The sequence below is a fragment of the Streptomyces sp. RLA123 genome (assembly GCF_056270165.1).
The window spans coordinates 5,985,723-6,005,370 of record NZ_JBWDOR010000003.1 but is presented as its reverse complement, the minus strand read 5'-3'; the positions used below and the strand labels follow the sequence as shown (position 1 = coordinate 6,005,370).

At 71.6% G+C, this 19,648-nt stretch carries 18 protein-coding genes; 9 read left to right on the top strand and 9 right to left on the bottom strand.

The annotated features are described in order from the left end of the window. Positions 1-5: 5 nt before the first annotated feature. The 4 genes from RV983_RS27380 to RV983_RS27365 all read right to left on the bottom strand — a co-directional run bounded on the left by RV983_RS27380 (position 6) and on the right by RV983_RS27365 (position 3,853). Positions 6-335 (bottom strand): bifunctional 3-phenylpropionate/cinnamic acid dioxygenase ferredoxin subunit, encoded by a 330-nt coding sequence (locus RV983_RS27380; RefSeq protein ID WP_389251057.1) that lies wholly within the window; start codon positions 333-335, stop codon positions 6-8. After that, the gene (sufD, locus tag RV983_RS27375) at positions 332-1,507 is read right to left on the bottom strand and encodes a Fe-S cluster assembly protein SufD (RefSeq protein WP_475988384.1); all 1,176 of its coding nucleotides are present in this window, start codon (positions 1,505-1,507) and stop codon (positions 332-334) included. Before sufD ends, RV983_RS27380 begins: the two co-directional genes overlap by 4 nt. Before the next feature lie 196 nt (positions 1,508-1,703). Next, a complete protein-coding gene (gene sufB / locus RV983_RS27370; protein ID WP_475988383.1) occupies positions 1,704-3,125 on the bottom strand; it encodes a Fe-S cluster assembly protein SufB in 1,422 nt (473 codons plus the stop codon). Beyond that, entirely contained in the window at positions 3,122-3,853 is a 732-nt protein-coding gene (locus tag RV983_RS27365) for a helix-turn-helix transcriptional regulator (protein ID WP_475988382.1), read from the bottom strand. The genes sufB and RV983_RS27365 overlap by 4 nt, the downstream gene beginning before the upstream one ends. A 272-nt stretch (positions 3,854-4,125) precedes the next feature. Between RV983_RS27365 and RV983_RS27360 the strand changes: the two genes are divergently transcribed. Genes RV983_RS27360 through RV983_RS27350 form a run of 3 tightly spaced genes read left to right on the top strand, consistent with a single transcriptional unit; the run spans position 4,126 to position 6,366 of the window. Next, positions 4,126-5,052 carry an ABC transporter ATP-binding protein gene (locus tag RV983_RS27360; protein ID WP_475988381.1) on the top strand — a complete coding sequence of 309 codons (927 nt, stop codon included), beginning with the start codon at positions 4,126-4,128 and terminating at the stop codon, positions 5,050-5,052. Continuing rightward, a complete protein-coding gene (locus tag RV983_RS27355) occupies positions 5,049-5,819 on the top strand; it encodes an ABC transporter permease (RefSeq protein WP_475988380.1) in 771 nt (256 codons plus the stop codon). The genes RV983_RS27360 and RV983_RS27355 overlap by 4 nt, the downstream gene beginning before the upstream one ends. Positions 5,820-5,856: 37 nt before the next feature. Then, positions 5,857-6,366, top strand: coding sequence for a DinB family protein (locus RV983_RS27350; RefSeq protein WP_475988379.1), 510 nt, complete (start codon positions 5,857-5,859; stop codon positions 6,364-6,366). A gap of 1 nt (position 6,367) precedes the next feature. On the opposite strand, the gene RV983_RS27345 is transcribed toward RV983_RS27350, so the two are convergent. Beyond that, complete coding sequence (locus RV983_RS27345; protein ID WP_475988378.1) at positions 6,368-7,648, bottom strand: glycosyl hydrolase family 28-related protein; 1,281 nt, start codon at positions 7,646-7,648, stop codon at positions 6,368-6,370. Between the two features lie 61 nt (positions 7,649-7,709). Here RV983_RS27345 and RV983_RS27340 point away from each other — a divergent pair, with 61 nt between their 5' ends. After that, positions 7,710-8,723, top strand: coding sequence for a COX15/CtaA family protein (locus tag RV983_RS27340; RefSeq protein WP_475988377.1), 1,014 nt, complete (start codon positions 7,710-7,712; stop codon positions 8,721-8,723). Between the two features lie 22 nt (positions 8,724-8,745). Here the strand turns inward: RV983_RS27340 and RV983_RS27335 are convergent, their stop codons facing one another. The 4 genes from RV983_RS27335 to RV983_RS27320 form a co-directional block, all read right to left on the bottom strand. After that, positions 8,746-9,858, bottom strand: coding sequence for an amidohydrolase family protein (locus tag RV983_RS27335; protein WP_475990473.1), 1,113 nt, complete (start codon positions 9,856-9,858; stop codon positions 8,746-8,748). Beyond that, the gene (locus RV983_RS27330) at positions 9,855-11,246 is read right to left on the bottom strand and encodes a glutamine synthetase family protein (RefSeq protein ID WP_475988376.1); all 1,392 of its coding nucleotides are present in this window, start codon (positions 11,244-11,246) and stop codon (positions 9,855-9,857) included. The genes RV983_RS27335 and RV983_RS27330 overlap by 4 nt, the downstream gene beginning before the upstream one ends. 64 nt (positions 11,247-11,310) lie before the next feature. Beyond that, positions 11,311-11,670, bottom strand: coding sequence for a hypothetical protein (locus RV983_RS27325; RefSeq protein ID WP_475988375.1), 360 nt, complete (start codon positions 11,668-11,670; stop codon positions 11,311-11,313). A gap of 24 nt (positions 11,671-11,694) precedes the next feature. Continuing rightward, positions 11,695-12,639 carry a heme o synthase gene (locus tag RV983_RS27320; protein ID WP_475988374.1) on the bottom strand — a complete coding sequence of 315 codons (945 nt, stop codon included), beginning with the start codon at positions 12,637-12,639 and terminating at the stop codon, positions 11,695-11,697. 388 nt (positions 12,640-13,027) lie between these two features. Between RV983_RS27320 and tkt the strand changes: the two genes are divergently transcribed. From tkt to pgl, 5 genes are read left to right on the top strand one after another with little or no spacing between them, the layout of a single operon-like run. Next, entirely contained in the window at positions 13,028-15,103 is a 2,076-nt protein-coding gene (gene tkt, locus RV983_RS27315) for a transketolase (protein ID WP_475988373.1), read from the top strand. 40 nt (positions 15,104-15,143) lie between these two features. Then, a complete protein-coding gene (gene tal, locus RV983_RS27310) occupies positions 15,144-16,262 on the top strand; it encodes a transaldolase (RefSeq protein ID WP_475988372.1) in 1,119 nt (372 codons plus the stop codon). Between the two features lie 5 nt (positions 16,263-16,267). After that, positions 16,268-17,791: a glucose-6-phosphate dehydrogenase gene (gene zwf, locus RV983_RS27305; RefSeq protein WP_475988371.1), complete on the top strand. Its 1,524-nt coding sequence runs from the start codon at positions 16,268-16,270 to the stop codon at positions 17,789-17,791. Next, the gene (gene opcA / locus RV983_RS27300; protein ID WP_475988370.1) at positions 17,788-18,858 is read left to right on the top strand and encodes a glucose-6-phosphate dehydrogenase assembly protein OpcA; all 1,071 of its coding nucleotides are present in this window, start codon (positions 17,788-17,790) and stop codon (positions 18,856-18,858) included. Before zwf ends, opcA begins: the two co-directional genes overlap by 4 nt. Beyond that, positions 18,855-19,637 (top strand): 6-phosphogluconolactonase, encoded by a 783-nt coding sequence (pgl, locus tag RV983_RS27295; RefSeq protein ID WP_475988369.1) that lies wholly within the window; start codon positions 18,855-18,857, stop codon positions 19,635-19,637. The genes opcA and pgl overlap by 4 nt, the downstream gene beginning before the upstream one ends. The last annotated feature ends 11 nt before the right edge of the window (positions 19,638-19,648 follow it).

Sequence of the window (19,648 nt, the reverse complement as noted above, 5' to 3'; positions counted from 1 at the left end):
GTGCCTCAGGACTCCTGGGTGACGGAGACGAGCACATCGTCCCCTTGGATCTGTACGGGGTAAACGGGGACGGGCCGCGTCGCGGGCAGCCCGGACGGCTTGCCGGTGCGCAGGTCGAAGGACGATCCGTGCAGCCAGCACTCGATCTGGCAGTCCTCCACCTCGCCCTCCGACAGCGAGACGTTCGCGTGCGAGCAGATGTCGTTGATCGCGAACACCTCGCCCGCGGTGCGGACGACCGACACCGGGACGCCGTCGAGCTCGACACGCCTGGGCGTGTCCTCCTCCAGCTCGCTCAGCGCGCAGACGCGGACGAAGCCTCCAGCGGTGGTCATACGACGGACGCCTCCAGCTCCGCGTCGATCTTCTCCAGCAGGCGCTCCTCCAGGTCCGCCACGCCGATCTGCTGGATCAGCCCGGCGAAGAAGCCGCGCACGACCAGCCGGCGGGCCTCGTCGGCCGGGATGCCGCGGGCCATCAGGTAGAACAGCTGCTCGTCCTCGAAGCGGCCGGTCGCCGAGGCGTGGCCGGCGCCGACGATCTCGCCGGTCTCGATCTCCAGGTTCGGGACGGAGTCGACCCGGGCGCCGTCGGTGAGCACCAGGTTGCGGTTGAGCTCGTAGGTGTCGGTGCCCTCGGCCTCGGCACGGATGAGCACGTCGCCGATCCACACCGCGTGCGCGTCCTGGCCCTGCAGCGCGCCCTTGTACGCCACGTTGGAGCGGCAGTGCGGGGTGTCGTGGTCGATGAAGAGGCGGTGCTCCTGGTGCTGGCCCCGGTCGGTGAAGTACACGCCGTACAGTTCCGCCTCGCCGCCGGGGGCGCCGTAGACCACGCGCGGGTGCAGCCGTACCAGGTCGCCGCCGAAGGTCACCACGACGGACTTGAAGGTCGCGTCGCGGCCGATCAGCGCCGTGTGCTGGGCGGCGTGCACGGCGGTGTCGTCCCAGTCCTGGATGGAGACGACGGTGAGCTTGGCGCCGTCGCCGATCAGGTACTCGACGTTGGCGGCCACGATGGCGTCACCGGTGTGGTCCAGGACCACGACCGCCTCGGCGAAGGCGCCGACCTCGACGACCTGGTGGCCGTAGGCCACGCCGCCCTCGCCGCGCACCGCGATCCGCACCGGCTCGGTGAGTACCGCGTCCTTGGGGATGGAGACGACGCCGGCCTTCTCGAAGGAGCTGTACGCCTGCGCGGCGACCCGGTCCACCGGCTTGCCCGCCTTGCCGACCCGGGTGTCCTCCCGGCCAACGGTCTCGACGGTGACGCCGTCGGGGGCGCTCACCTCGACCCTGACGCCGCCGCCGGTCGCGACGGCGGTGCCGTCGTGCAGACCGCGCAGCCGCTCCAGCGGGGTGAAGCGCCATTCCTCCTCACGGCCGTTGGGCACGGGGAAGTCGGCCACGTCGTAGGACGCGGGGGCGCTGACCCGGGCGTCCCGGGGCTGGCCGACCTGGATGGCCCCATCGGTGGTGGCACCGGCGGCCGGGATGGTTTCAGCCATGGCTGTAGTACTGCCTCTTTCTGCCTTATTGTGTTCGCTCGCCTCCGGGCGCGTGGGCCCGGTACCGACGCTCCTCGACACTGCGCTCCCTGTGTTCCTCGGTCGCTTGGTCTCGTCGCTTTCGGTACCGGCGCGCCCTTCGGCTCGCTCACGGGCCCTGCACGGGCAACGACTCGTGGGGACGGAGCGGGCGGCGTCAGCCGACCGAGCCCTCCATCTGCAGCTCGATGAGCCGGTTGAGCTCCAACGCGTACTCCATCGGCAGCTCACGCGCGATCGGCTCCACGAAACCGCGGACGATCGTGGCCATCGCCTCGTTCTCCTCCAGACCTCGGCTCATCAGGTAGAAGAGCTGGTCCTCGCTGACCTTGGAGACCGTCGCCTCGTGGCCCATGGACACGTCGTCCTCGCGGACGTCCACGTAGGGGTAGGTGTCCGAGCGGGAGATGGTGTCCACCAGCAGCGCGTCGCACAGCACGTTGGACTTGGAGCCGTGGGCACCTTCGCCGATCTCGATCAGACCGCGGTAGGAGGTGCGGCCACCGCCGCGCGCCACGGACTTGGAGACGATCGACGACGAGGTGTTCGGCGCCATGTGCACCATCTTGGCGCCGGCGTCCTGGTGCTGGCCCTCGCCCGCGAAGGCGATGGACAGGGTCTCGCCCTTGGCGTGCTCGCCCATCAGGTAGACGGCCGGGTACTTCATGGTCACCTTGGAGCCGATGTTGCCGTCGACCCACTCCATGGTGGCGCCCTCGTAGGCGACGGCGCGCTTGGTGACCAGGTTGTAGACGTTGTTCGACCAGTTCTGGATGGTCGTGTAGCGGCAGCGGCCGCCCTTCTTCACGATGATCTCGACGACGGCGCTGTGCAGCGAGTCCGACTTGTAGATCGGGGCGGTGCAGCCCTCGACGTAGTGGACGTAGGCGTCCTCGTCGACGATGATCAGCGTCCGCTCGAACTGGCCCATGTTCTCGGTGTTGATCCGGAAGTAGGCCTGGAGCGGGATCTCTACGTGCACGCCCTTCGGCACGTAGATGAAGGAACCGCCGGACCACACGGCCGTGTTCAGCGACGCGAACTTGTTGTCGCCCGCGGGGATGACCGTGCCGAAGTACTCCTGGAAGAGCTCCGGCTGCTCCTTGAGCGCCGTGTCGGTGTCCAGGAAGATGACGCCCTGCTCCTCCAGGTCCTCACGGATCTGGTGGTAGACGACCTCAGACTCGTACTGGGCGGCGACACCTGCGACCAGGCGCTGCTTCTCCGCCTCGGGGATGCCGAGCCGGTCGTAGGTGTTCTTGATGTCCTCGGGCAGGTCCTCCCAGGACTCCGCCTGCTTCTCGGTGGACCGCACGAAGTACTTGATGTTGTCGAAGTCGATGTCGGAGAGGTCCGAACCCCAGGTGGGCATCGGCTTCTTCCCGAAGAGCTTCAGACCCTTCAGCCGCAGCTTGAGCATCCACTCGGGCTCGTTCTTCTTCGCCGAGATGTCGCGGACGACCTCTTCGCTCAGGCCGCGGCGGGCGGCGGCTCCGGCGGTGTCGGAGTCGGCCCAGCCGTACTCGTAGGTGCCCAGACCCTCGAGTTCAGGGTGAGCCGTCTCCAGGGGGGCAGTCATGCGGGGTTCCTCCCGGCGTTGCTTGCATGGTGGGATTGCGGGCCGGCCTTCGGCACGAAGGTGGTGCACACACCGTCGCCGTGGGCGATGGTGGCCAGCCGTTGTACATGGGTTCCGAGCAGGCGGGAGAAGACCTCGGCCTCCGCCTCGCACAACTGGGGGAACTGCTCGGCGATGTGGGCCACCGGGCAGTGGTGCTGACAGAGCTGCTCCCCGGCGGAGGCGGGCGCGCCGCGCGTCGTGGCAGCGTACCCGTCCTGGCTCAGCGCCCTGGCGAGTGCCTGCGTGCGCTCCTCGGGGTCGGCCGCCTCGACGACCGCACGGTAGCGCTCGGCCTGCGCGGCGACCCGGGCGCGGGCGAAGGCCGACACCGCGGCCTCTCCCTGCGGCCCGCCGCCGGCGGACTCGGCGATCCAGCGCATCGCGTCCGCGGCGAGCTGGTCGTACGCCTGGTCGAAGGTGTCGCGTCCGCAGTCGGTGAGCGCGAAGACCTTCGCGGGGCGGCCCCGGCCGCGGGTACCGTAGACCCGCTTCTCGCGCGGCTCCACCATGTCCTCGGCGACGAGCGCGTCCAGATGGCGCCGCACGGCGGCCTGCGTCAGGCCCAGCCGCTCCGCCACGTCCGCGGCGGTCGACGGCCCGTGGAGCAGGACGGACCTGGCGACCCGGTTGCGGGTGCTCCGCTCCCCGGTCGTCTGCTCCTCCTGAGCCTCGGACACGTTTTTCACAAGTCCAGTGTTGCGTAATTCATCCGGGAGAGGCAAGCGGCGTCCGACGGGCGAACGGTGCGCTGCGTCACTTAGGGAAACCTAACCTGACCTGCGGGAACGATCTTTCCGATCGCGGCGGGCCGGTCCCCCCGCGCAAGGCTCCCACCTGGGGAGCAGGGGCCTTCGTCACCCGTAGGAGTGCTGGCCGGGCCGCCCGGCCCCGCCCGGATCCCGCACCCGCGACAGCCCTCCCGCCCAAGCGCCCCGCCGGGGTTCGTAGACTGCCCGTCATGCGAATGGACCCCGCGGTCGAGGTGACCGGACTGGTCAAGCGGTACGGCGCCAAGACCGCGGTGGACGGGCTCGACCTGTCCGTCGCCCGGGGCACCGTGACCGCCGTGCTCGGCCCGAACGGCGCCGGGAAGACCACCACCGTCGAAACCTGCGAGGGGTACCGCCGTCCGGACGGCGGACACGTGAGCGTGCTGGGCCTGGACCCCGTACGGGAGGCCGCCGCGCTGCGGCCGCGGATCGGGGTGATGCTCCAGTCCGGCGGCGTGTACGCGGGCGCCCGCGCCGAGGAGATGCTGCGGCACACGGCGAAACTGCACGCCGACCCCATCGACCCCGCGCTGCTCATCGAGCGCCTGGGCCTGGGGTCCTGCGGCCGCACCACGTACCGCCGGCTCTCCGGCGGCCAGCAGCAGCGCCTCGCGCTCGCCATGGCGATCGTGGGCCGTCCCGAACTGGTCTTCCTCGACGAGCCGACCGCGGGCCTGGACCCGCAGGCCCGCCGCGTCACCTGGGACCTCGTCGGGGAACTGCGCGCCGACGGCGTCACCGTCGTCCTGACCACGCACTTCATGGACGAGGCCGAGCAGCTCGCCGACGACGTGGCGATCATCGACCAGGGCCGCGTGATAGCGAGCGGCACCCCCGAGCAGCTGTGCCGCGGCGGCGCCGAGAACACGCTCCGCTTCAACGGCCGCCCCGGCCTCGACCTCGCCTCGCTCCTCAAGGCGCTGCCCGCCGACTCGGCCGCGGCCGAGCTCACCCCGGGCAGCTACCGCATCGAGGGCAAGGTCGACCCGCAGATGCTGGCCACCGTCACCTCCTGGTGCGCCCAGCACGGCGTGATGCCCGACCGGCTCGCGGTCGAGCGGCGCACCCTTGAGGACGTCTTTCTGGAGCTGACCGGCAAGGAGCTGCGTTCGTGACCGCCACCGGGACCTTCACCCCCGCCCCCGGCTCCGCGCCGCTGGGCCGCATGATCGGCGCGCAGACCGCCCTGGAGACGCGGATGCTGCTGCGCAACGGCGAGCAGCTGCTGCTCACCGTCGTCATCCCGACCCTGCTGCTGGTCCTCTTCTCCACGGTGGACGTCGTCGACACCGGCGCCGGCAAGGCCGTCGACTTCCTGGCACCGGGCGTCCTGGCCCTGGCCGTGATGTCGACCGCCTTCACCGGACAGGCGATCGCGACCGGCTTCGAGCGCCGCTACGGCGTCCTGAAGCGGCTCGCCGCCTCCCCGCTGCCGCGCTGGGCGCTGATGACCGCCAAGACCGGGTCCGTCATGGTCACCGAGGTGCTGCAGGTCGTCCTGCTGACGGCCATCGCCTTCGCGCTGGGCTGGTCCCCGCACGGCGACCCGCTGTCCGTGCTGCTGCTCCTGGTCCTGGGCACCGCCGCGTTCTCCGGACTCGGCCTGCTCATGGCCGGCACCCTCAAGGCGGAGGCCACGCTGGCCGCCGCCAACCTGGTCTTCCTGCTGCTGCTGGTCTGCGGCGGGGTCGTCGTGCCGCTCGACAGATTCCCCGACGGCGTCCGTTCCGTGCTCGAACTCCTGCCGGTCTCCGCCCTTTCGGACGGACTGCGGGACGTGCTCCAGCACGGCGCCGGCGTGCCCTGGGGCGACCTCGGCATCCTCGCCGTCTGGGCGGTGCTGGGCCTGGGCGCGGCGGCTCGCTGGTTCCGCTGGGAGTAGCATCCGGCGCTGACCGTCCAGAACGGGGGACCCGTCCATGACCACCGACCACCGTGTCGGACCGCCGAGCCTCGGCGGCGAACGCGAGACGCTGCGCGCGTTCCTGGACTACCACCGGGCGACGCTCGCGATGAAGTGCGAGGGCCTCACCGACGAGGAGTTGCGGCAGCGGTCCATGCCCCCGTCCGCACTGTCCCTGCTCGGCCTGGTCCGGCATATGGCGGAAGTGGAACGCGCCTGGTTCCGTCGGGTGTTCGAGGACCACGACGCCCCCATGGTGTGGTCCGACCGGATCGACTTCCAGGCGGCGTACGACGCGAGCGCGTCGACCCGGGCCGAGGCGTTCGGCGCGTGGGAGGCCGAGGTGGAGACCTCGCGCCGCATCGAGCGCGAGGCCGCGTCCCTGGACCTGGCCGGCCATCAGCCCCGCTGGGGCGAGGACGTCTCGCTGCGGATGGTGATGGTGCACGTCCTGCTGGAGTACGGCCGCCACAACGGGCACGCCGACTTCCTCCGCGAGGGCGTCGACGGCACCGTGGGCGCCTGACTCACGCGGGCGTGACGCAGTCCACGAAACGCGCGAAGCCGCTGTCCCGGCCGTCGTCGAGGGCCAGGAAGCCGTCCTCGGGGCCGTGGCTCGCCAGCAGGCACATGTCGTAGCGCACACACACCGGCGGCGGCGCCGCGGCGTCGGTGCGGTAGCGGTGCGCACCGGTGAGCTGGCAGGAGTCGTACCGCACCAGGGGACCGCGCGGGCCGAGCGTGTAGCGGTGGGCGCGCAGCCCGGGGGCGAAGGGCTTGAAGGCGTTGGCGGTGTCGTCGCAGTCGTTGAAGTGGACGGTGCCGCCCGACCATTCGCAGTCGATGACGACGGTGTCCGGGCCGCGCAGCTCGAAGCGGATGTCCTCGGCGTGGAAGCGCTGGACCGAGCTGAAGTGCTGGGCCCGGGGGAAGCGGAAGAAGGCGCTCTCGAATCCGTAGACGGGGTGCGCGACCGGGCGGCGGCCGGTGACGACATAGCTCCCGGCGCGGCAGGTGACGGAGCCGCCGTAGGGGAACTCCAGGAAGTTGCCCCACTCGTAGGTGACGTTCATGTCGGTGAACCAGTAGTTGAGGAACTGGTCCTGCTGCTGCGGGTGCTCCGAGCGCTTCGACAGGCCGGAGTAGAGGAACGCCCTCCGGTAGGCGCCGCCGACCCGGCACGCCTCCCAGCGCATCTCGGAGTTGGTGTTGGTGCCGTCGAGGGCGATGCCGTATTCCCACTCCCCCATCCACTCGCAGTCGGAGAAGCGGTAGTTCGCCGCGCCGCCGGTGGAGTAGGAGGAGAAGAACGAGGCACCGGGCGTGCCGGAGGTGAAGCGCAGGCCCTCGAAGGCGATGTTCTGCCACATGTCGTCGTTGACGCACAGGAAGGCGCCGTCGGCCTTCACCGGTGCGAAGACGATCTCGCTGATGCGCAGGCCGGCGCCCCGGAAGCGCAACCCGTTGGCCTGGTTGCGGGGGTTGTCGCCGGCGAGCAGCGCGCCGGGCTCGGTGACCAGGTACCTGCCGGGCGGGACGTCGATCACGGTGCGGCCGGTGTGGTCGTCCAGGCGGGACTCGGCGTAGCGGTAGGCGTCGGCGAAGGCGCGGCTGTCGTCGGTGGTGCCGTCGCCCTTCGCGCCGAAGTCGGCGACGACGTCGACCACGCCGGGGTGGCCGGTGCCCCTCGGCTGCCGTACGGCCTCCGCGGCGGGCGTGTCCGCCGCGGTGTACGCGGCCGCGCCGATGCCCGTCAACGCCGCGGCGGCGCCGCCGTAGATCAGTTTCCGCCGGTCGACCCCGCCCATGGCCCGATCCCCTCCCCCTGGCCGTCCCCCTCGTGAAGGATTGCACAAGGGGCCGCCTACGATGGTGGCCGTGCCGAATCTCAGCCAAGCAGGCGAAGCCCTGCGAAACCCCCTGGCCTTCATCGCCCGGCGCTGGACCCCGTCCCCCGCGACGGTCCGGCGGGCCGCCATGGCGGCGCTCGTGATGAGCGTGGTCATCGTGGTGACCGGGGGCGCCGTCCGGCTGACCAGTTCGGGGCTCGGCTGCCCGACCTGGCCCAAGTGCACGGCCGACAGCCTCACCGCGACCGGTGCCATGGGCGTGCACGGCGCGATCGAGTTCACCAACCGCATGCTGACGTATGTGCTGTGCGCGGCCGTCGGCTGGGCCATCGTCGCGGCGCGCGCCGCGCAGCCGTGGCGGCGCGGGCTGACCCGGCTGGGCTGGGCGCAGTTCTGGGTCGTCATGGGCAACGCGGTGCTGGGCGGCATCACCGTGCTGACCGGGCTCAACCCCTACACCGTCGCCGCGCACTTCCTGCTGTCCAGTGCCCTCATCGCGGTCGCGCTGCTGACCTGGCAGCGTGCCGGCGAGGGCGACGCGGGCCCCCGCCCGCTGGTCGGCAAGCCGGTGCGGCAGCTGACCTGGCTGCTGGTCGTCGCCTCCGCCGTGCTCATCGCGGTCGGCACGCTGGTGACGGGGGCCGGCCCGCACGCCGGCGACAGCAGCGATGTGCCGCGCGTCGATGTGAAGTGGGAGACCATCGCCCAGCTCCACGCCGACCTGGCCTGGGTCGTGTGCGGGCTCACCGTGGCGCTGTGGTTCGCGCTGCGCGCCGTCGACGCCCCCGCGGGGCCGCGGGCGCGGGTCCGTGACCTGGTCCTCGTCCTGCTGGCGCAGGGTGTCATCGGCTACGTCCAGTACTTCACGAAGCTCCCCGAGGCCCTGGTCGCCGCGCACATGCTGGGCTCCACCCTGGTGTGGATCGCGGTCCTGCGTGTCCTGCTCTCGCTGCGCGAGCGCCCGCTGACCGAGCCCGGCGCCGTCCCCGCCCCCACCGCCGTCTCCGCTCCGGAGCCCGCCCCGGCCGCGTGACGGGCCCGGCCCACGAGCCGCGTCAGGGCAGTCGGTAGACGCGGCGGGCGTTGTCCGCGGCGATGAGGGCGCCGACGCGGCGCGCGTCGGCGGCGGAACAGGCGCCGTCCGCGATCCAGCCGCCCAGCACCTCCCGTACCGCGGTGCGGAAGGCCTCAGCGCCCACGACGTAGAGCTCGGGGAGCCCGTAGGCGTCCGTCGAGAAGAGCAGCTTGCCGAAGGGCGCCAGCTCCAGGAATTCCGCGAGCACCGCGCCCGCCCGGTGCCCGACATGGGTGAGGGCGAGTCCTACGTCGGCGTGGACGTGCGGGAAGACGTTCGCCAGGTAGGCGGCCTGCCGGTGGTACGGGTAGCAGTGCAGCAGCACCAGGTCCGTGCCCAGGCCCGCGGTCGCCCGCGCGAAGTCCGTGAGAAGCGCCGGGTCCGCGTGGTCGAGCCGCAGGTCGGGGTCGCCGAAGCCGGTGTGCAGCTGCAACGGCAGGCCGGTCGCGACGGCCGTCCACAGCAGGTGCCGCAGCAGGACGGGGTCGGTGAGACGACTGCCGAACTCGTGCCGCGCGTCGAGCCAGACCGCGGCGGCGCGCGCCACGCCCGCGCTGTCCGGCGGTTCGGGGGCCAGGGCGAGACCGTGGCGGTAGGCGGCGATCGACTTGAAGCCGAGGACGGTCGGCGCCACCCCGTGGACGGCCTCCGCGACACCGGAGACCCAGGCCTCCCCGCCGGGACTCGTGTCGGCGACGAGCTCCGCCAGCCGCTCCAGCCGGACGATCTCGTGAGCGGTGACGCCGCCGCCCGCCGCGGCCAGTTCCTCCGGCGTCATCAGGTCGCCGGGCAGCCCGGTGTCCACGAGATACGTCCCGATGCCGGTGCCCCGCAGCAGCAGCCGCGCGGCCTCGTACGCGCCGAGCTCCCGCCGCCGGGCCAGGTACCGCGCGGGCGGGCAGTGCGCCTCCAGCCCGAGCAGCGGCGGGCACCAGCGGCGTACGGCGAAGCCGGTCTGGGTGTCGAAGAAGGTGGTGCCGGGCGCGGCGGGCGCGTCCGACTCCGTGAGATACGTCTCGAAGGAGGCGATACCGAGGTCGCCGCGGACGACGCCGTGGCAGTGCTGGTCGACCAGCGGCGGCAGCTCGATCACCAGCGCCACCGGGTCGCCTCGGCGAGCTCCTCCGGCCCGAGTCCCGCCAGCGCCTCGGATTCGGCCCGCCGTACGGCCACGATCGCGCCGCACAGTTCCTCGCCGAGCGCCTCGCGCAGCGCGTCGTCGCGGACGAAGTGCGCGACGGACTCGCTCAGCGAGGTCGGCAGCCGCTTCTGGTCGCCGCGCGCAGCCGGGTCGCCGCTCACCGGCTCGGGCAGCGGCGGGCCTCCGTCGAGCACGCCCCGCAGGCCCGCAGCGATGACCGCACCGGCGAGCAGATAGGGGTTGGCGGCGGCGTCGAAGGGTTTGAGTTCGGCGTGCCCGCCGTCGGGGTCGTCGGGTTCACCGAGCACGAGTCGCAGCGCGGCCTCGCGGTTCTCCACGCCCCAGCAGCGGTGCACACCGGCCCAGTGCGAGGGGACCAGGCGCAGATAGCTCGCCGGGGAGGGCGCTCCGATGGCGCACAGCGCGGGCAGCGCGTCCAGGACGGCACCGAAAAAGGCGTCCGCGGTCGCGGCGAGGCCGTACCGGCCGGTGGGGTCGCGGTGCAGGTTGTGCCCTTGCTCACGCAGGCTCAGGTGCAGGTGGCAGCCGTTGCCGACCTGGCCGGCGACGACCGTCGGCGCGAAGGACGCGCGCAGCCCGTGGGCCGCGCTGACGGCCCGTACGGTCTCGCGGACCAGGACGAGGTCGTCGGCCGCCCGGACGGGGTCGGCGGGCACGGTGGAGACCTCGAACTGCCCGGGCGCGTACTCGGGGTGGATCTGGAGGACCTCCACGCGCTGCGCGTCGAGGGCGTCGTGGAGGGCCAGCAGGTAGGCGGACTGCTCGGTGACCCGGGTCAGTCCGTAGGCGGGACCGCGGCCCGCGAAGTCACCCGCACGAGGGGCCATCCTGTGGCCGCCGCCGCCGGCACCGTCGCCACTGTCGCGGACGACCGTCCACTCGGTCTCGAAGCCCATCCGCAGCTCCAGCCCGCGGTCGGCGGCCCGGTCGGTCATGCGCCGGGCGAATTGCCGCTGGCAGGCGGGGTGCGGCCGCCCCTGCTGGTCGTACCGGTCGGCCGGTGCCCAGGCCCAGCCGGGCTGCGCGGCAAGCACGGTGAGCCGGTCGAGGTCGGGGAAGAGCCGCAGGTCGCCGTCGGGGCCCCCGATGTGCTCGGAGGTGGTGACGATGTCGTCGGAGGTGAAGACGTCGAAGACCGGCGACATGCCGATGCCGCGGTGCGCCGCCTGCGCGAGCCGGGCGGTGGGCACCGTCTTGACCCGGCTGATGCCCGCGTTGTCGACCCAGCTCACCGCGACGGCCCGCACGCCGTCGGCGGTGAGCCGCGCCGCGTCCTGCCGGGCCGTCAGCCGCCGTTCGTCCCGTTCTGCCGCGTCCACCGCACACGCCTCCTCGTACCCGCCGTCCCGAACCGTTCCACGGTCCTAACGGGCGGGCCCGGCGTCAGGTGTTGGAGGGGCCGCCGATCTGGATGCCTGCCATGCGCCGCCACTCGTAGCGGCCGGTGCGCACCTTGGCGGCGAGGTCGCCGTCGAAGGACTCGTGCAGCGTGATGCCGGAGAGCTCCACGGCACGTCGGGCGATATCGAAGGAGGGGGCGACGAGATCGCCCCAGCCGCCGTCCTCGCCCACCAGCACGATCCGGGTGCCGGCTTCGCCGATGTACGCGAGCTGGCCCTCGGCACCGCCGTGACCGGTGGCGAACCGCTCGATCTGCCGCCCCAGCCGGGCGGCCCGGCGCTCGGCACGGGCCTGCGCCCTCGATGCGGCGACCGGAGTGTCTGCTGCCTGGGTGTCTGCCATGACAGCAATGCTACCCGTCGGTAATCAGTGGAGGAAGGGGTCCACGGCGACGGCCACGAACAGCAGCGTCGCGTAGGTGATGGACCAGTGGAACAGCCGCATCTCCTTGAGCTTGCCCCCGGCCACGCCCGCCTTGGCCCGCCCGTACAGGGCATGGGCCTCGACGAGCCAGAAGGCGCCCAGCAGCACGGCGGCCGCCCCGTAGAACCAGCTCGCGGCGCCGAGCGGCCACCACAGGGTGAGGGACACCAGCACCATCGCCCAGCTGTAGAGGACGATCTGCCGGCCGACCACCACATTGCCCGCGACCACCGGCAGCATGGGCACGCCCACGCGCGCGTAGTCCTCCTTCACCTTCATCGACAGCGGCCAGTAGTGCGGCGGCGTCCAGAAGAAGAGGACAAGGAAGAGGACGAAGGGCGCCCACGCCAGCTCGTCGCGCACCGCGGACCAGCCGATGAGCACCTGCATGCAGCCGGCGATCCCGCCCCACACGATGTTCTGCGCGGTACGGCGCTTCAGGCCGAGGGTGTACACGAAGACGTAATAGAGGATGGCCACGAGCGACAGCACCGCCGACAGCGGGTTGACCAGCAGCCAGAACCACACGGTCGAGACCACCGAGAGGGCGATGCCGAAGACCATGCACTCCCAGGGCGCGACCATGCCGGTGACCAGCGGGCGCCGCTCCGTACGGTGCATGAGCGCGTCGATGTCGCGGTCGATGTACATGTTCAGCGCGTTGGCGCCGCCGGCGGACATGTAGCCGCCGATCATCGTCGCCGCGACGAGCCATAGATCGGGAACGCCACCCGCCGCCAGGAACATGACCGGAACTGTCGTGATGAGCAGCAGCTCGATGATGCGCGGCTTGGTCAGCGCCACGAACGCCATCACGCGGGCCCCGAACGGCCGGTGACCGTTGATCGACCCGATGGCTCCGGCGGGCCGGGATTCGACGGCCGTCACGAACACCCCTGAGGAAAAGTCCAGCAAGCGGCTCCGCTTGCACGTACCACGCCACTCTAGACGTAGCGGATACTCCGACCGCGCCGGGGGTGCCACGTGTTGACGCCGGAGCGTCTCCCCGGCGCAAGGGCCGCGCCACCTGACGGTGTTCAGCGGGGGTTCAGCGGACTCCGGCAGGCTTCAACAGGCGAAGTGACGCCGCGCGGGGCACGCTGGTGACAGGCCCGGTGCCGGGTGGGAATGCGCCTGCCCGTGCGTCGGTTCCCCGTGGCGACGAGCCCACCGCGTCCGCATTCGAAAAGGCGCACACCCTTGCGGGGGTAGGCTCGGCAACGCCCGGTGTGCACTTCGTCACCGGCGTATGACATGTGGAGAGGAGCCCTCTCAGGTGAGCACCGAGCCGACCACCGAGCTGGAGTGGAGCGAGCTGGACGGGCGTGCGGTCGACACCGCGCGTGTCCTGGCGATGGATGCCGTGCAGAAGGTCGGAAACGGCCATCCGGGGACGGCGATGAGCCTGGCCCCCGCGGCCTACCTGCTGTTCCAGAAGCTGATGCGGCACGACCCTGCGGACGCCTCATGGGTGGGCCGGGACCGCTTCGTCCTGTCGCCCGGCCACACGTCCCTGACGCTGTACACGCAGCTGTTCCTGTCCGGGTACGGACTGGAACTTGACGACCTGAAGGCCTTCCGCACCTGGGACTCGCGCACCCCCGGTCACCCGGAGCACGGTCACACCACCGGCGTGGAGACCACCACCGGCCCGCTCGGCCAGGGTGTCGGCAACGCGGTGGGCATGGCGATGGCCGCCCGTTACGAGCGCGGCCTGTTCGACCCGGACGCGGCTCCCGGCGAGTCGGTGTTCGACCACACGATCTGGGCCATCGTCTCCGACGGCGACCTGGAGGAGGGCATCTCCGCGGAGGCCTCCTCGCTGGCCGGGCACCAGAAGCTCGGCAACCTGGTCGCGCTGTACGACGACAACCACATCTCCATCGAGGGCGACACGGCGACCGCCTTCTCCGAGGATGTCCTGGGGCGCTACGAGGCCTACGGCTGGCACGTGCAGCGCATCGAGCAGGACCCCTCCGGCGACTTCGACACGCAGGAGCTGTACGCGGCGCTCAAGGCGGCGCAGGCCGTCACCGACCGCCCGTCGATCATCGCCGCCCGCACGATCATCGCCTGGCCGGCCCCGAACGCGCAGAACACCGAGGCCGCCCACGGCTCGGCGCTCGGCGAGGCCGAGGTCGCGGCGACCAAGCAGGTGCTCGGCTTCGACCCGGAGCAGCACTTCGAGGTCGCGCCCGAGGTCCTGGCGCACGCGCGCAAGGTCGGCGACCGGGGCCGCGAGGCCCACGCGGAGTGGACCAAGCGCTTCGAGGAGTGGCGTTCGGCCAACCCCGAGCGGGCCAGGACCTTCGACCGCATCCAGGCGGGCGAGCTGCCGGCCGGCTGGGAAGAGGCGATCCCGGAGTTCCCCGCGGGCAAGGCCGTGGCGACCCGCAAGGCCTCCGGCGAGGTGCTGAAGGCGCTCGGCGCCATCCTGCCCGAGCTGTGGGGCGGCTCCGCCGACCTGGCCGGCTCGAACAACACCACCATCGACGCCTCGTCGTCCTTCCTGCCCGCGGACAACCCGCTGCCGGAGGCGAACCCGTACGGCCGCACGGTGCACTACGGCATCCGCGAGCACGCCATGGGCTCGACGATGAACGGCATCGCGCTGCACGGCAACACCCGTATCTACGGCGGCACCTTCCTGGTCTTCTCCGACTACATGCGCCCCGCCGTGCGTCTGGCCGCGCTCATGAAGCTGCCGACCACCTATGTGTGGACGCACGACTCCATCGGTCTCGGCGAGGACGGCCCGACCCACCAGCCGGTCGAGCACCTGTCCGCGCTGCGCGCCATCCCGGGCCTGAACGTGGTCCGCCCGGCCGACGCCAACGAGACCGCGACCGTGTGGGCGGAGATCACGCGCCGCCACACCGCCAAGCCCGCCCCGCACGGCCTGGCGCTCACCCGGCAGAACGTCCCGACCTACCCCGCCGACGTGAACGCGGCCAAGGGCGGCTACGTACTCCTGGACGCCGAGGGCGGCCGGCCGCAGGTCATCCTGATCGCCACCGGCTCCGAGGTGCAGCTGGCCGTCGAGGCCCGCGAGCAGCTCCAGAGCGAAGGGATCCAGGCGCGCGTCGTGTCCATGCCGTCCGTGGAGTGGTTCGAGGAGCAGGACCAGGCCTACCGCGACAGCGTCCTTCTCCCGGACGTCAAGGCGCGGGTCGCCGTCGAGGCGGGCATCGCCCTGACCTGGTACCGCTTCGTCGGTGACGCCGGCCGGATTGTGTCCCTGGAGCACTTCGGGGCAAGCGCCGATTACAAGGTCCTCTACCGCGAGTTCGGCCTGACCTCCGAGGCGGTCGCCGCCGCCGCGCGCGACTCGATCGCCGCCGCGACCCGCTGACGCACAGACGCATACGACGTATCGAGGAGATGCAAGACTCATGACAGACGCACTCAGGCGCCTCTCCGACGAGGGCGTGGCGATCTGGCTCGACGACCTGTCCCGCAAGCGGATCACCTCCGGCAACCTGGCCGAGCTCCTGGACCAGAGCCACGTGGTGGGCGTGACCACCAACCCGTCCATCTTCCAGAAGGCGATCGCCGGCGGTGACGGCTACGAACCGCAGGTGACCGACCTCGCCGCCCGCCGGCTCACGGTGGACGAGGCGCTGCGCATGATCACCACCGCCGATGTCCGTGACGCGGCCGATGTGCTGCGTCCGGTGTACGACGCGACGGGCGGGCAGGACGGCCGGGTGTCGATCGAGGTCGACCCGCGGCTCGCCCACAACACCGTGGCGACGATCGCCGAGGCCAAGCAGCTGGCCTGGCTGGTGGACCGCCCGAACACCCTGATCAAGATCCCGGCGACCAAGGCGGGCCTGCCGGCCATCGCCGAGGTGATCGGCAAGGGCATCAGCGTCAACGTCACGCTGATCTTCTCGCTGGACCGCTACCGCCAGGTCATGGACGCCTACCTGACCGGACTGGAGACGGCCAAGGCCGCGGGCCTGGACCTGTCCCTGATCCGCTCCGTGGCGTCCTTCTTCGTCTCCCGCGTGGACAGCGAGATCGACAAGCGCCTGGAGAAGATCGGCACCGACGAGGCCAAGGGCCTCAAGGGCAAGGCCGCCATCGCCAACGCCCGGCTGGCCTACCAGGCGTACGAGGAGGTCTTCTCCTCCGACCGCTGGAAGGCCCTGGAGCACGACGGCGCCCACAAGCAGCGCCCCCTGTGGGCCTCCACCGGCGTCAAGGACCCCGCCTACCCGGACACCATGTACGTGACCGAGCTGGTCGCCCCCGGCGTCGTCAACACCATGCCGGAGGCCACGCTCGAGGCCACCGCCGACCACGGCGAGATCACCGGCGACACCATCCGCAGCACGTACGCGCAGGCCAAGGCCGAGCTCGACGCGGTCGGCGCGCTCGGCATCTCGTACGACGACGTCGTCCAGCTGCTGGAGGACGAGGGCGTCGAGAAGTTCGAGACGTCCTGGAACGAGCTGCTGGACTCGACCAAGGCGGAGCTCGAGCGCCTGGCGCCGAAGGAGGCGTAACCACGTTGAGCAGCGCCAACCCGCTGCGTGACCCGGTGGACCGACGGCTCCCGCGTATCGCGGGGCCGTCGGGCCTGGTGATCTTCGGGGTCACGGGTGATTTGTCACGCAAAAAGCTGATGCCCGCCATCTATGACCTGGCCAACCGTGGGCTGCTGCCGCCGGGCTTCTCGCTCGTCGGCTTCGCCCGCCGCGACTGGGCGGACGAGGACTTCGCCCAGGTCGTGCACGACGCCGTCAAGGAGCACGCGCGCACCCCCTTCCGCGAGGAGGTGTGGCAGCAGCTCGCCGAAGGCATGCGTTTTGTGCCCGGCGACTTCGGTGACGACGAGGCGTTCGAGAAGCTCCGCGCCACCGTGGAGGAACTGGACAAGGCCCGGGGTACCGGCGGCAACTTCGCCTTCTATCTCTCCGTGCCTCCGAAGTTCTTCCCCAGCGTGGTGCAGCAGCTGAAGAAGCACCGGCTGTCCGAGGCCCCCGAGGGCTCGTGGCGCCGGGCCGTGATCGAGAAGCCCTTCGGGCACGACCTGGCCAGCGCGCAGGAGCTCAACCGCGTCGTCCACCAGGTCTTCCGCTCCCAGGACGTCTTCCGCATCGACCACTACCTGGGCAAGGAGACAGTCCAGAACATCCTGGCGCTGCGCTTCGCCAACACGATGTTCGAGCCGCTGTGGAACCGCAGTTACGTCGACCACGTGCAGATCACGATGGCCGAGGACATCGGCATCGGCGGACGCGCGGGCTACTACGACGGGATCGGCGCCGCCCGCGACGTCATCCAGAACCACCTGCTGCAACTGCTGGCGCTGACCGCCATGGAGGAGCCCGCCTCCTTCGAGGCGAGCTCGCTCGTGCAGGAGAAGCTCAAGGTCCTCCAGGCGGTCAAGCTGCCCGCCGAGCTCGGCAAGCACACGGTGCGCGGGCAGTACGCGCACGGGTGGCAGGGCGGCGAGGAGGTGCTCGGCTACCTGGAGGAGGAGGGCATCGACCCCAGGTCCAAGACCGACACCTACGCGGCCATCAAGCTGGAGATCGACAACCGCCGCTGGGCGGGCGTCCCCTTCTACCTGCGCACCGGCAAGCGGCTCGGCCGCCGGGTCACGGAGATCGCGGTGGTCTTCCAGCGCGCCCCGCACTCGCCGTTCGACAACACCGCGACCGAGGAGCTGGGGCAGAACGCCCTGGTCATCCGTGTGCAGCCGGACGAGGGCATCACCATCCGGTTCGGCTCGAAGGTGCCCGGCACCTCGATGGAGATCCGCGACGTGACGATGGACTTCGCCTACGGCGAGTCCTTCACCGAGTCCAGCCCGGAGGCGTACGAGCGGCTCATCCTGGATGTGCTGCTCGGCGACTCCAACCTCTTCCCCCGCACCCAGGAGGTCGAGCAGTCCTGGCACATCCTCGACCCGATCGAGGAGTACTGGGACCGGCATGGCAAGCCCGAGCAGTACACGGCGGGCACCTGGGGTCCCAAGGCGGCGGACGAGATGCTCGCACGAGACGGCAGGAGCTGGCGCCGGCCATGAACATCGACCTCACGGAGACCAACTCCAGCAAGATCAACTCCGCGCTCGTCAAGGCGCGGCGGGCGACCGGCAGTCCGGCCGTCGGCATGGTGCTGACGCTCGTCATAGTGACGGACGAGGGCAACCACTACGACGCGCTCAAGTCCGCCTCGGACGCCTCGCGCGAGCACCCCTCGCGCATCCTGGTGGTCATCAAGCGGCCCGGCCGCTCCCCGCGCGAGCGCAAGAGCGCCCGCCTGGACGCCGAGGTGCGCGTCGGCGGCGAGACCGGCATCGGCGAGACGGTGCTGCTGCGGTTGCACGGCGAACTCGCCGACCACGCCGAGAGCGTCGTCCTGCCGCTGCTGCTGCCGGACGCACCGGTCGTGGTGTGGTGGCCCGACGAGGCTCCGGTGAACCCCGCGGCGGACCCGCTGGGCGCACTCGCACAGCGCCGGATCACCGACGCGGCGCCGACCGAGGACCCGGTGGCGTCCCTCGGGCTGCGGGCCGAGACCTACACCCCCGGCGACACGGATCTGGCCTGGACCCGCATCACCCCGTGGCGCAGTGTGCTCGCCGCGGCGCTGGACCAGAAGCAGGCCGCGGTCAAGGGCGCCGTCGTCGAGGGCGAGGCCGACAACCCGAGCACGGAACTGCTCGGGTTGTGGCTCGCACGGCGGCTGGGCGTCCCGGTCAGGCGCAAGGTGTCGGAGGGCCCCGGGATCACGGCCGTACGGCTGGCGACCTCCGAGGGCGAGATCTGCCTGGACCGGCCCAGCGGCTCGCTGGCCGAGCTGGCCATCCCCGGCCAGCCCGACCGGCACGTGGCGCTCCAGCGCCGGGCGACCTCGGACCTGATCGCCGAGGAACTGCGCCGACTCGACCCGGACGAGGCGTACGCGGCCGCGGTCAAGTTCGGCGTGGACCGGCTGACGGAGGCCGAGGAGACCGTGACTCCCGACGAGGCGGAGGCGCAGATCGCCGAGGCGGACGCGGCGGCCGGCAAGGACGGCGGCGACGGCAAGGACGGCGGCGACGGCAAGGCCGCTCAGGCCACCGCCGGCAAGAAGGCGGCGGCCAAGTGAACGCGCCCCAGGTCGTGGTCCACCGGGACAAGGAGCTGATGGCGCAGGCCGTGGCCGCCCGGCTGATCACGCGGGTCGTGGACGCCCAGGCCGCCCGGGGCACCGCCTCGGTCGTCCTGACCGGCGGCCGCAACGGCAACGCCCTGCTCGCGGCACTGGCCGGTTCCCCGGCCCGGGACGCGATCGACTGGGCGCGACTGGACCTGTGGTGGGGTGACGAGCGTTTCCTGCCCGAGGGCGATCCGGAACGCAATGACACCCAGGCCCGCGAGGCCCTGCTCGACGCCGTCCCGGTCGATCCCGCGCGGGTGCACACCATGCCCGTGTCGGACGGCCCCTACGGAAACGACGCGGACGCGGCGGCCGAGGCGTACGCCGAGGAGCTCGCACGGGCCGCGGGCCCGGAGGACCACGGCCGGGTGCCGTCCTTCGACGTCCTGATGCTGGGCGTCGGACCGGACACCCATGTGGCCTCGCTCTTCCCCGGACATCCGGGGGTCCGCGAGACCGAGCGGACCGTCGTCGGGGTCCACGGATCGCCGAAGCCGCCACCGACACGCGTCTCGCTCACCCTCCCCGCGATCCGCGCCGCCCGCGAGGTGTGGCTGCTGGCCGCCGGGGAGGACAAGGCCGGTGCCGTCGCCGTCGCCCTGTCGGGGTCCGGCGAGATCCAGGCCCCGGCCGCGGGCGCCCGCGGCCGGTCGCGCACGCTGTGGCTGCTGGACCGTACCGCGGCGGCGAAGCTGCCTCCGCAGCTCTACCCGCCGGCGTCGCTGTAGACGTCGCTGTT